Genomic DNA, 13,290 nt, shown 5'->3' with positions numbered 1-13,290 from the left:
AGCAGTTGTCTAAATCAGACAGCTGCTTTGTTCATTATAAACACTACGTTCTATGGTATTTGTGTAAACCTTTTTGGTAGAAACGGCGTAGGTAAACAGGATGACATACGTGCGACTATTGGATCTGCGAAATTAAACTGTCAGGCCCTGAAGGAGATACGCAGATTATGGTATCTACTAAGAGACTGTTCCTATAAAGAGATAGTTGCCTGTTTGTATGACAGGGACTTACGCATGAAAACTTTATGTACAGTATTTTCCATGAACGATTTTTCTGATGTGAATATGGTTGTCAAATACCAGAAAGATGAATATTGGAGGACATTTATGGAATACCATCTGTTCTATAAAATCTTCCAAAGAAAAGATTAAAAAGAATCCGGTTGAAACTTCTCCCCAAGGGTGGATTATTTCAACCGGATATTTCACAATCGTCAAATTCCTTATTTTACTTTTTCAAGGACTGATAGACAGCTTTTGCCATTACTTTGGCCCCTTCTTCATTCGGATGGATCTTATCCGGGAACATCTGGGGTATCCCATCCATTGCTGTGTGAAGATCGATAATAGGCAGGTTATTTTTCTTGGCAACCTTCTTTATCATCGGAATGATTTGTTTAGAGATGATGTCATCGTTGATACCATTACCGGTCAGATAAGCTTTGGAAGGATAACAAAGATAAATCTTCGGTTGAGCAGGCAACGCTTTGAAAGCATCGACCATTGTTTGCAGATCTTTCGTGAAGTCTGCCTTATATTTCCAGTTGAATGATTTACTGTCATTCGTACCCAACTTGATCACCACAATATTAGGATTGAAAGCCAGCGCATCCTGATATGCCTTTTCTTTCATATAAGGATGATCGCCCTTGTTGAGCATAGTGCGGGCACTGACTCCGAAATTCTTTACCCAATAAGCCTCGCCCAGCATACGGCCCAACACTGCCGGATAACCGTCACGATCGCGATTCTTGATACGTGCTCCATACGTAATGCTATTTCCGATGCAAGCTACGCGGATCGCATCTTTATGAGGCACTTTGAAACTACGGAGCCAAGACGTCAGCTCGTCCAGCATTTCATTCTTATAGAGGAAGCCCTCGCGAATTCCCCATCCATGTCCGCCGGAAGGATAAATATGAAGCACTGAAGGAACATGGTTCTTGTTCAGCGCCAAATAATAATTCACTCCGTTAGCAGGCGGAACGACCTTATCATCATCACTATATACGATAAAAGCACGTGGCGTATCTTTCGTTACTTGCTTTTCATTAGAATATTCAGATTCCAGTTCGGCAGAAGCATCTTTCCCCAAAAGATTGTCGTGAGAGCCTCTATGGGTATAAGATTTATCCATCGTAATCACAGGATAGAAAAGAATCTGAAAGTTCGGACGAAGTTCGGGCTTGGCATGAGTGGCAATGGTAGAAGCCAGATGTCCGCCGGCGGAAGAGCCCATGATGCCAATGTCATTCGGGTTCAAATTCCAGATATCGGCACTGTCACGCACCAGTTTCATTGCTGCTTCAGCATCCGAAATGGGCAATGTACGGTCACCGTTCGGCATCCGGTATTTCAGCACAATCAATGCAATGCCTTGTTTATTGAAATAGGGCGCCCAATCGCATCCTTCGTGTTCGAATGCCAAATGCGAATATCCGCCTCCCGGACACGCCACCACCGCACGTCCTGTTGCCAACTCAGGCGCAGGAAGGAATACGCGAAGTGAAGGTTGTTCAATATCAAAAGGTTTCGGAGCATTTTGCGCTACCGTTTGTGAACCTGCTAAAAAGAGAAGCAGCAAGATAAAAATAGTAGAAAATTTCTGTTTCATAGTATCTATATATTTTGATTAGTGAATAATTAGATGCGCGAAGATAGTAATTTTGCGTCTCTTTGCACCCCATTTTGAGTAGAAAAATGATATGCAAGGAATAAAGAATCTGACACAAGGCGCTATCAACCGTCAACTGTTTAACTTGGCAATGCCGATGTCGGTTCGAGTTATTTTAACTTAAAAAGTACACGCTTGCCAAATAATATGTATCTTTGCATTGTTATTGATTATGCGAAGTGATTCGTATAAAAACATTTTTATAAACCTATTAAAATACATCAAGATTATGAACAAGATGAAATTTATGGTTCTCTTTATGAGCATTGCCATGATATTTGGTAGCTGTGGAAGTATGAACAACACTGGTAAAGGTGCTGCCATCGGTGGTGGTTCGGGCGCTGCACTGGGTGCGATTCTGGGAGGTGTTATCGGCAAAGGTAAAGGTGCCGCTATCGGTGCTGCTATCGGTACAGCAGTAGGCGCCGGCACAGGTGCTCTTATCGGTAAGAAGATGGACAAAGCAGCAGCTGAAGCAAAACAAATTGAAGGCGCACAAGTAGAACAGATAACAGACAACAACGGGTTGCAAGCCGTGAAAGTAACATTCGATTCGGGTATTCTTTTCACTACCGGTAATGCCAATCTAAGTGCTGCTGCCAAATCTGCTTTAAGCAAGTTTGCCAACAATGTGCTCAACCAGAACCGGGACATGGACGTATCTATCTACGGATATACCGACAACCAGGGCTGGAAAAACAGCACTGCTGCACAAAGCCAGCAAAAGAACCTGAACTTATCACAAGAACGTGCGCAAAGTGTGTCCAGCTACTTGTTGAGTTGCGGTGTTTCTACCAATCAAATCAAGAGTGTACAGGGAATGGGTGAAAGCGATCCTGTTGCAAGCAATGACACTGCTGCCGGTCGCGAACAAAACCGTCGTGTAGAGGTATACATGTACGCAAGCGAGCAAATGATTAAAGATGCACAGGCAGCCGCTAACTAAAAAATGACTGCGTCGTACACGCAATCTACTGTTTTTTCTAAAGAGATAAGAGGCTGTCTAAAAAGTCGTCAGTAATTCCAACTCCCCTCCTTCCCGAAGGAGAATGATGATGGAACCGACTTTTTAGACAGCCTCTTCTGCTAACAGACTTGTTTATATGTGTTATCCCTCCATTATACAAAATCTTTCAATTCGCGTTGCAAACGTTGCCGCGTGAAAAATATGCGGCTTTTCACTGTGCCCAACGGTAGTCCTAATTTCTCTGCAATTTCGCGGTATTTAAAGCCTGACACATGCATAGAGAAAGGAATTTTATACTCCCGGGGAAGTGCATTAACGATGCGGTGCATTTCTTTCAGGTCGTAAGCACCTTCCGTACTTTCAAATCCCGAATCTTGTGGCATATTTAAATGATAATAATTATCAGTCTGGTCAACAAAAGTCTGATCACGTACTATTTTACGGTAGTTATTAATAAATATATTACGCATGATGGTGTACATCCATCCTTTGAAATTCGTGTCCGGAACATATTTTTCTTCATTATCTAATGCTTTTAAAGACGTTTCTTGCAATAAATCGTTTGCTTCTTCGCGGTTGGCAGTCAATTTATAAGCAAAACGAAGCAACTCTTCCTGTACTCCAATTAAATCTTTTCTGAAACTTAAACTTTTCATACTTTAATGGTTTTATGGTTAATATCTCGATTTTCTCGATGTTTGCAAGTTTAAAGTTTTTTTGCTTATCAAACAGGGTAGGATCCGTTATTTTTAGGGTGAAATTCTATCAATTGATAGATTTTAGGTGTTTTCTGATAGTTTTTAGGTGGCAATTAGCGGAATTTATCCCCTATTGCTTGGTTAAAAAAACAATAGATTACTTGGGATTTTATATGAATGTGAATTCTAAGACTTCACGTTATATTATTAAGTAAGAAGGAAACGATCAAGCGGGTGAAAAATGGTCTAAACTTATAAATAACAGGGATTTCTGTTTAATTTTCATAAAGGAAACAGGACTATCCCTGTCTTTTTCGTATATTTGGTTGTTATACGTATATACATCAATCTAAATACAACTGATATGAGAACGAAGAAACAAATCTTTATACTGTTGCTAGCCTTGCTAGCGGGCATCCCTACCCTTTCGGCTCAAAGTAAAAAGGAAAAGAAGGAACAGAAGAAAGAAGCCGTAATGAAGCTGGTTGAATCTGAAAACTACAAGATAGATGTCAATACCGCCATGCCGATGCGCGGACGCTCCATCCCTTTGACATCTTCCTACTCACTGGAAATAAGAAACGATTCGGTCATCTCTTATCTGCCTTATTACGGACGGGCTTACAACATCCCTTATGGCGGAGGCAACGGGCTTAATTTCAAAGCTGCGCTCAAGGAATATAGTACGGAAACGGACAAGAAAGGAAACGCCGTCATCAAGTTTATCGCACGAAATCCTGAAGACAGGTATGAATACAGAGTCAAAGTATTCCCCAATGGAGCGGCAAGCATTGATGTCAATATGCAAAACCGGCAGTCCATTAGTTTTCAGGGGGAATTGGAGGTGAAAGAAGATTAGTGAGAAACAAAAGACTGGTAAGAAAAACGGAGTAACTAATTTTGTATTATTAGGCACGGATTACACAATTATTAGAATAATGGTTGCCATACATAACTGTATATTCCGTACAACTATGCAATCGTATAATCCGTACAACCGTGCAACTGTGCAATCCATGCAACTATGCAACCGTGCAATCCGTACCTGAATTTATTCTTCCGGCTCTTCACCACCTTTCAATATAGGCAGGCAGATGTGATACTTTACAGCCAAGATGCGAGTCAGAAACACGGCTGATCCGCCAATCAACTGACAAGCGTAGGACTCCATACCTGCGAGGTTGCAAATCCAATAGGCAATACCGCCTACCACGCAAGCCATTGCGTAAATCTCCTTTCGGAAGATAAGAGGTATTTCATTGATAAATACGTCACGAATCACTCCACCGGCCGCTCCCGTAATGCTACCCATGATAATCGCCACCCAAAAAGGATAGCCTAGGGCAATGCTCTTGCCTACACCTACCACGGTAAACAGTGCCAGACCGATGGTATCGAAAATGAAGAAAGTATTATTGAGCCGGATAAGCCAGCGTCCGAAACAGATGACCCATACCAACGCCAGTCCTGTACAAATCAGATAGATAGGGTCGGTCATCCATCCCGGGGTCACGTCGAGCAGTACATCACGGATGGTACCACCGCCGATAGCCGTAGCAAGTCCTACCACGTAAGCGCCGAACCAGTCGAAACGTTTCGCCGAAGCTAGCCGGATACCACTAATAGCAAAGGCAAATGTGCCTATAAAATCAAGAATTTGAACGAATGTGGGCATATATTTGTTATTTTGTATGCAAAGTAACAAATAAATTCCGTAAGAAAATGTACTTTTGCTTCACGAATTAAACCGAATAAGATAGAAACAATATGAAAATAACAATTGTTGCGGGGGCACGCCCCAATTTTATGAAGATAGCTCCCATCACACGCGCTATTGAAGCCGCACGGGCGCTGGGTAAAAGCATCTCTTACCGATTGGTTTATACAGGAAGGAAAGATGATACGAGTTTGGACGCTTCTCTCTTTTCGGATCTCGATATGAAAGCTCCCGATGTGTATCTGGGAGTAGAAAGCAGTAACCCGACGAGTTTGACAGCCGGAATCATGGTAGCCTTCGAACAGGAACTGACGGAGAACCCGGCACACGTAGTCCTTGTGGTAGACGACCTGACCGCAACCATGAGTTGTGCCATCGTTGCCAAGAAACAAGGCACCAAGGTGGCACACCTCGTAGCCGGAACCCGTTCTTTCGATATGAAAATGCCCAAAGAAGTCAACCGCATGATTACAGACGGACTATCCGACTATCTGTTCACAGCCGGCATGGTTGCCAACCGCAACCTGAATCAGACGGGAACGGAAAGCGAAAACGTATATTACGTAGGCAACATCCTGATCGATGCCATCCGCTACAACCGGAACCGCTTGCTCAAACCGATATGGTTCTCCGTCCTGGGGCTGCAAGAAGGAAATTATCTCCTGTTTACTCTCAACCGTCGTGCATTACTCGGCAATAAGGAGAATCTGCGCCAGCTGATGAAAACAATCATCGACAAATCTGCCGGTATGCCTATCGTTGCACCGCTGCATACCTACGTACGCAATGCTATCAAAGAGCTGAATATCGAAGCGCCGAATCTCCATATCATGCCGCCGCAGAACTACCTGTTCTTCGGTTATCTGATAAACAAGGCGAAAGGAATCATAACGGATTCGGGAAACGTGGCCGAAGAAGCAACCTTCCTGAGTATTCCTTGTATCACGCTCAACACATATGCCGAACATCCGGAGACGTGGCGCATGGGTACCAACGAACTTGTCGGAGAAGACCCTGCACTGCTTGCCAAAACAATGGATACTCTGATGCACGGGGAATGGAAACGGGGCGAACTCCCCGAACGCTGGGACGGACGCACCGCAGAGCGTATTGTACAAATACTTACAAGCAAATAACATTCACGCGACATGTTATTGATCGCCACACAACATGGGACTGATCGCCACACGGCATGTTATTGACCGCCATGCGACATGTTTCTGACCGTTACACGGCATGGGACTATTGGTTTCATGCCGGGAAACGGAAAGTTTCAAATGCCGAAATCAGGAAAACAAAATTTCCGGAACCGAGAGAACAAAATGCCGAAACAACCTGATCAACAGAGTTAACAGCGGAATGTTCCTTCGATTATCAGGCGATATATGCTTGTAAACAACCAAAAACGATAAGTAAAAAAAGTTATATACTCTATCTATCCTGAGAGTTATTTGTTAACTTTGCAGCTCTACTACGAACGTTATGATGCAACAATATAACAAAATACTTATACTGTTCTTACTCGTATTGGCAACCTCCAATGCTTTTGCGCAGCAAATTAAAGGAGTAGTCACCGATTCGGTTACCCACGAGCCATTGATGTATATCTCTGTCTACTATCAGGAGAAGAGAGATATGGGAACCATCACCAATATTGACGGAGAATACACTCTTGACACCCGCAGAAACGGAGGAACATTGGTATTCTCTGCTATAGGCTACATTAGCAAAACGGTGAAAGTAGGTTCCAGCAATCAGACTGTGAACGTTACATTAGCTCCGGACAATGTGATCCTGAACGAAGTCACCGTGAAGCCTCAAAAAGAGAAATACTCACGCAAGAACAATCCGGCAGTGGAATTCATGAAGAAGGTGATCGAACACAAAAAGGCACAAGTCCTCGAAGTGAACGATTACTACCAGTACGACAAGTACGAGAAAATGAAAATGTCTATCAACGACCTCACACCGGAAAAACTCGAAAAAGGTATCTACAAGAAATATTCTTTTTTAAAAGACCAGGTGGAAGTGTCGGAAACAACCAATAAGCTGATTCTCCCTATTTCCGTACAGGAAACGTCGTCGCAAACCGTCTACCGCAAAAACCCCGAAAGCAAGAAAACGATTATCAAAGGCAAAAACTCCAATGGTATAGAAGAGTTCTTCTCTACGGGAGATATGCTCGGCACCGTACTGAAAGACGTATTTGCCGATATCAATATCTACGATGATGATATCCGGCTGCTCCAGCAGCGTTTCGTCAGTCCGATCGGCAACAATGCCATCTCATTTTATAAATATTACCTGATGGACACATTGATGGTAAACAAGCGCGAATGTGTCCACCTTACTTTTGTTCCGCAAAACTCGCAGGACTTCGGATTCACCGGACATCTGTATGTATTGAACGATTCTACATACGCCGTTCAGAAATGTACGATGAACCTGCCTAAAAAGACCGGAGTCAACTTTGTCAACCGCATGGACATCACGCAACTGTATGAGCAACTGCCCAACGGCAACTGGGTGTTGGCGGATGATGACATGACCGTAGACCTTTCCTGGAATTCCAACAAAACAGCAGGCGGATTGCAGGTGGAACGAACCACGAAATATAGTAACTATAAATTCGATCCGATCGAACAACGACTGTTCCGGTTGAAAGGCAGCGTGATAAAAGAAGCGGACATGCTCTCGAAAAGCGATGAGTATTGGGCGAGTGTCCGTCAAGTACCATTGACAAAGAAAGAAAGTACGATGGACATATTCGTCAAGCGGATCGAACAGATTCCGGGATTCAAATACATCATCTTCGGAGCGAAAGCACTGATTGAAAACTTTGTGGAAACAGGAAGCAAAGAGCATCCGAGCAAAGTGGACATCGGTCCTATCAACACCATGATTTCGAGCAATTACGTTGACGGCACCCGTTTCCGGTTGAGCGGCATGACTACGGCTCATTTCAACAAGCACTGGTTTTTGAGCGGATACGGAGCATACGGTCTGAAAGACGAACGCTGGAAATATAGCGGGACGGTGACTTATTCGTTCAACAAACGCGATTATGTGGTCTGGGAATTCCCGAAACATTATCTTTCGGCTACGTACAGTTATGACGTCATGTCGCCGATGGACAAATTCCTGTTTACGGATAAAGATAATATCTTCCTGTCGGTCAAGACAACGACGGTAGACCAAATGTCGTACATGCGCGACGCCACCATTAATTACGAACTCGAAACGCTGACAGGATTCGGAGTGAAAGCCATGCTGCGCCACCGCAACGACGAGCCTACCGGCAAACTGGAATATCTGCTCAATAATGCCGCACAAACCCGTGTGCACGATGTCACGACTTCCGAAGCAAGCCTGACGCTGCGCTATGCACCGGGCGAATCGTTTGTCAACTCCAAGCAACGCCGCATACCCGTTTCGCTGGACGCCCCTATCTTCACGCTCACTCATGCCATGGGTTTCAAAGGCGTATTGGGCGGTGATTACAGCTTTAACCGCACGGAAGCAAGTGTGTGGAAACGTTTCTGGCTCCCGGCTTCGTGGGGAAAGGTGGATGTCAGCCTGAAAGCAGGTGCCGAATGGAACACAGTCCCCTTCCCGTTGTTAATCCTGCCGGAAGCCAACTTGTCCTACATCACCCAGCATGAGACTTTCTGCCTGATCAACAACATGGAGTTTCTGAACGACCGGTTTGCCGCCTTGTCTCTTTCGTACAACATGAACGGGAAACTGTTCAACCGCATCCCTCTCATCAAAAAGCTGAAATGGAGGGAAATGTTCCGCGTGCGTGCCCTATGGGGAACACTGACCGACAAAAACAATCCATTCAAAAGTAACAATCCCGATTTGTTCCGCTTCCCGACACGCGACGGTAAGTTCACCAGTTTCGTAATGGACCCCAAAGTGCCTTACGTGGAAGTGGGTTTCGGTATCTTCAATATATTCAAGTTGCTGCACGTCGAGTACATACACCGCCTCACCTACCGCAACAATCCGAATATCAACATTCATGGTATTCGCTTCATGATACTAACAGCATTCTAAAAAAACACCATGCAACCACTAGCAGAACGCTTACGACCAAAGACTTTGGATGATTATATCGGTCAGAAACATTTAGTTGGACCGGGGGCTATCTTGCGGAAAATGATTGACGCAGGACGCATCTCTTCGTTTATTCTCTGGGGACCTCCTGGAGTGGGTAAAACAACCCTTGCGCAAATCATAGCCAACAAACTGGAAACGCCTTTCTATACGTTAAGCGCCGTGACTTCCGGTGTGAAGGATGTGCGCGAAGTGATAGAGCGCGCCAAGAGCAACCGCTTCTTCTCACAGTCCAGCCCGATTCTGTTTATCGATGAAATCCATCGGTTCAGCAAGTCGCAGCAGGACTCTCTGTTGGGAGCGGTAGAGAACGGAACGGTCACGCTGATTGGCGCAACAACGGAGAATCCGTCGTTTGAGGTCATCCGCCCTCTCCTGTCCCGCTGCCAACTTTATGTGCTCAAATCTTTGGAGAAGGAAGATTTATTGGAACTTCTGCAACGTGCCATCACCACGGATGCCGTATTGAAGGATCGCAAAATTGAATTGAAAGAAACAACCGCCATGCTGCGCTTCTCCGGTGGAGATGCCCGCAAGCTGCTTAATATATTGGAACTCGTTGTGCAATCGGAAACGGAAGAGACGGTTGTCATCACCGATGAAATGGTGACCGAACGGTTGCAACAAAATCCGCTGGCATACGACAAGGATGGGGAGATGCATTATGACATTATCTCCGCTTTCATCAAGTCGATCCGTGGCAGCGACCCCGACGGAGCGATCTACTGGCTTGCCCGTATGGTGGAAGGAGGCGAAGACCCTGCTTTCATTGCCCGCCGACTAGTGATTTCGGCTGCCGAGGACATCGGTTTGGCAAACCCGAACGCACTGCTTCTCGCCAACGCCTGCTTTGATACACTGATGAAAATCGGCTGGCCCGAAGGACGGATTCCTCTAGCTGAAACAACGATTTATCTAGCTACCAGCCCGAAAAGTAATTCGGCATACAACGCAATCAATGACGCACTGGAGTTAGTACGCTCAACCGGCAACCTGCCTGTACCCTTGCATCTGCGCAACGCTCCAACCAAACTGATGAAGCAACTGGGCTACGGACAGGAATATAAATATGCACACAACTATGAAGGTAACTTTGTCAAACAGCAATTCCTACCGGACGAGCTGAAAGACAAACGGATATGGCAACCGCAAAACAATCCGGCAGAACAGAAGCATGCCGAACGGATGATACAATTGTGGGGAGAGAAATTTAAGAAATTCAAGTATTAAGTATTAGCCGTGGCTATGAAAAAACATTTAATAAAAGAAATACTTAAATTACTGATAGCCATAATTGTAAAACTAAAAAACAATGGTAACACCATTAACATCTAATACTTGATACTTAATACTTAACATTTAATACTTTAAATATATGAAGATTGTAGTTTTAGACGGCTATGCCGCCAATCCCGGAGATTTATCCTGGGAAGGAATGAAAGTTCTTGGAGAATGTACCATTTATGATCGTACAGCTCCGGAAGAAGTATTAGAACGTGCAGTCGGTGCAGAAGCAATTCTGACTAACAAGGTAATCATCAATGCAGACCACATGGCTGCACTGCCCGAACTGAAATATATCGGTGTATTGGCTACCGGATACAACGTGGTAGACACAGCTGCTGCCAAAGAACGGGGAATCATCGTTACTAATATTCCTTCATACAGCACCGCCTCCGTTGCTCAAATGGTATTTTCGCATATCCTGAACATCACTCAGCAAGTGCAACACCACTCCGAAGAAGTGCACAAAAGCCGTTGGGCAGACAACAAAGATTTCTGTTTTTGGGATACTCCGTTGATGGAACTTCGGGATAAGAAAATCGGTCTGGTAGGACTGGGAAACACCGGATATACCACAGCCCGTGTTGCTATCGGGTTCGGTATGCAAGTGTACGCATTTACTTCTAAATCCCACTTCCAGTTGCCACCGGAAATCAAGAAGATGGAGTTGGATCAGTTGTTCAGCGAATGCGATATTATCAGTTTGCACTGCCCGCTTACGCCGGAGACACGCGAAATGGTGAATGCACGCCGCCTTGCCATGATGAAGCCGACAGCCATCTTAATCAATACCGGTCGCGGACCGCTTATCAACGAACAAGATCTTGCAGATGCTTTGAACAGTGGCGAGATTTATGCAGCTGGCGTAGACGTGCTTTCTACCGAACCGCCTTGCGCCGACAATCCATTGCTGACAGCGAAGAACTGTTATATCACTCCGCACATTGCTTGGGCAACCACAGAGGCGCGCGAACGTCTGATGAATATTGCAACCAGTAATCTTCAGGCTTATATTTCCGGCAAACCGGAGAATGTAGTCAATAAATAATTAATGTAAGTTCGATATGACTTCGTCCGCATGGTTTCCCTTCCTTCGGGAAGGAGGAGAATTGGAATAGTACAAGCTTATATCGAACTGACGTTAATTAGCATTAGCGTAATTCATAACGAGGGTGTCATAATGCCCTCATTGAAATATTTACCTCTGCTACACATTGAAACAGAACTGCACTCCCCAAAAAGTTTCACACAAAACTTTAAGTGTGCAATCCAAGTTGTGTGTGTGGCAGGGGTATTTTTCTAAAGAAAAGTATTTTGGCATACACGCTAAGTGTAATATATAAAAAACTCCCCTTATTTCCTCTCTCTACCATGACTTAGAGTGATGTAAAATAAGGGGAGTTTTTAATGATATATTAGTATGAGTGTCCTCCTTCATCCATCTCTTTCCCGGTAATCTTATGCCGGTCGATACTATGCCAAGCGTAGAAAATATAAGCAATCACAAACGGAACAAGAATGGAAACATAAGCCATTGTCTTCAGTGTAAATTCACTGGAGCAGCTATTGGCTAACGTCAATGAGCTTTGCAGGTCGGTGTATGACGGATAATAGGCAGTGTTGTTATATCCCGCTACCAGTAGCAAAGACAAAACAGTCAGTACCGTACCGATTCCGGCAAACCAGATACCTTTATCAAAAGTATTTTTAAGCAATGTCTTTCCGATACCGAAAAGAACCAGCGCCACCCCAATCAGGAATAAAACCAGCACTACCGGCATTTCAATAAAGTTAGTGAAATACTTGTATGGCTGCATATAAATCTCCTGCGTTTCCGGGTTAACGGCAAAGCCTTCGGACACTAATGTACGAATGACAAACGGCAAAAAGAATACAAGAAACAAAACTGTGTTATTGCGTACTGCACGACGACATTTGTCGGTCAACGCTTTATCATCAATATTATTAATGAAATAGAGTGCTCCCAATACACGTGCAAGGAAGAAGACTGCCAATCCGAGAATTACATTCCAGATATTCGTCAACGCATCCAATCCGTGCCAGCCATTTCCCCAATGACTGATTATCGGCATAATAGTGTCTGTCATGTTCGCCTTATTAATATAGAAATCAGAACCAGTGAAGAAAGTAGCCACCGCCCCGCCAAGTAACACAGGACCCACTACCCCATTAATCACCAAGAAAGTCTGATATGTCTTTTTACCTAACAGATTTCCTGCCTTACTCTGAAACTCATAACTGACAGCCTGCAATACAAAACTGAAAAGTATAATCATCCAAAGCCAATAAGCACCACCGAAACTGGTACTGTAGAACAACGGGAAAGAAGCAAAGAAAGCTCCTCCAAACGTCACCAACGTAGTAAACGTAAACTCCCACTTACGCCCGGTAGAATTCACCATCATCTTACGATGCTCTTCGGTTTTACCCAGACAGAACAACAATGAATTACCCCCCTGCACAAACAATAAGAACACAAGTATGGCTCCCAGCAAGGAAACGACAAGCCACCAATATTGTTGCAAAAATATATACATAAAGTTTAAGTATTAAGTAATAAGTATTAGGTATTATGCTTCGCCTTTGAAGG

The 13,290-nt window shown here is 44.2% G+C and carries 10 protein-coding genes; 6 read left to right on the top strand and 4 right to left on the bottom strand.

Annotated elements, in window-relative coordinates; translation table 11 throughout:
- Positions 1-448: 448 nt before the first annotated feature.
- Positions 449-1,834 (bottom strand): GDSL-type esterase/lipase family protein, encoded by a 1,386-nt coding sequence (locus A4V03_RS07305; protein ID WP_065538449.1) that lies wholly within the window; start codon positions 1,832-1,834, stop codon positions 449-451.
- 289 nt (positions 1,835-2,123) lie between these two features.
- Between A4V03_RS07305 and A4V03_RS07300 the strand changes: the two genes are divergently transcribed.
- Entirely contained in the window at positions 2,124-2,840 is a 717-nt protein-coding gene (locus A4V03_RS07300; RefSeq protein WP_004306354.1) for an OmpA family protein, read from the top strand.
- A 173-nt stretch (positions 2,841-3,013) separates the two neighbouring features.
- Here the strand turns inward: A4V03_RS07300 and A4V03_RS07295 are convergent, their stop codons facing one another.
- Positions 3,014-3,517 carry an RNA polymerase sigma factor gene (locus A4V03_RS07295; RefSeq protein WP_065538448.1) on the bottom strand — a complete coding sequence of 168 codons (504 nt, stop codon included), beginning with the start codon at positions 3,515-3,517 and terminating at the stop codon, positions 3,014-3,016.
- A 406-nt stretch (positions 3,518-3,923) separates the two neighbouring features.
- On the opposite strand from A4V03_RS07295, the gene A4V03_RS07290 reads away from it, so the two are divergent.
- Positions 3,924-4,418 (top strand): DUF4251 domain-containing protein, encoded by a 495-nt coding sequence (locus A4V03_RS07290; RefSeq protein WP_065538447.1) that lies wholly within the window; start codon positions 3,924-3,926, stop codon positions 4,416-4,418.
- Positions 4,419-4,610: 192 nt separating this feature from the next.
- Here the strand turns inward: A4V03_RS07290 and A4V03_RS07285 are convergent, their stop codons facing one another.
- Positions 4,611-5,234: a trimeric intracellular cation channel family protein gene (locus tag A4V03_RS07285; RefSeq protein WP_065538446.1), complete on the bottom strand. Its 624-nt coding sequence runs from the start codon at positions 5,232-5,234 to the stop codon at positions 4,611-4,613.
- Positions 5,235-5,326: 92 nt separating this feature from the next.
- On the opposite strand from A4V03_RS07285, the gene wecB reads away from it, so the two are divergent.
- From wecB to A4V03_RS07260, 4 genes are all read left to right on the top strand, one after another.
- Positions 5,327-6,412 carry a non-hydrolyzing UDP-N-acetylglucosamine 2-epimerase gene (gene wecB / locus A4V03_RS07280; protein ID WP_065538445.1) on the top strand — a complete coding sequence of 362 codons (1,086 nt, stop codon included), beginning with the start codon at positions 5,327-5,329 and terminating at the stop codon, positions 6,410-6,412.
- 346 nt (positions 6,413-6,758) lie between these two features.
- Complete coding sequence (locus A4V03_RS07270) at positions 6,759-9,335, top strand: DUF5686 and carboxypeptidase-like regulatory domain-containing protein (protein ID WP_065538444.1); 2,577 nt, start codon at positions 6,759-6,761, stop codon at positions 9,333-9,335.
- 9 nt (positions 9,336-9,344) lie between these two features.
- Positions 9,345-10,625 carry a replication-associated recombination protein A gene (locus A4V03_RS07265; protein WP_065538443.1) on the top strand — a complete coding sequence of 427 codons (1,281 nt, stop codon included), beginning with the start codon at positions 9,345-9,347 and terminating at the stop codon, positions 10,623-10,625.
- Between the two features lie 145 nt (positions 10,626-10,770).
- On the top strand, positions 10,771-11,727 hold the full coding sequence (locus A4V03_RS07260; protein ID WP_065538442.1) for a D-2-hydroxyacid dehydrogenase: 957 nt from the start codon (positions 10,771-10,773) through the stop codon (positions 11,725-11,727).
- Positions 11,728-12,094: 367 nt separating this feature from the next.
- On the opposite strand, the gene A4V03_RS07255 is transcribed toward A4V03_RS07260, so the two are convergent.
- Positions 12,095-13,237, bottom strand: a complete 1,143-nt coding sequence (locus A4V03_RS07255) for a cytochrome d ubiquinol oxidase subunit II (protein WP_065538441.1) — start codon at positions 13,235-13,237, stop codon at positions 12,095-12,097.
- Positions 13,238-13,290 lie beyond the last annotated feature (53 nt).

Origin of the sequence: Bacteroides caecimuris, assembly GCF_001688725.2 — a bacterium.
GTDB lineage: Bacteria > Bacteroidota > Bacteroidia > Bacteroidales > Bacteroidaceae > Bacteroides > Bacteroides caecimuris.
Note: the sequence above shows the minus strand (reverse complement) of the source record. Positions and strands in the feature narration are given on the sequence as shown.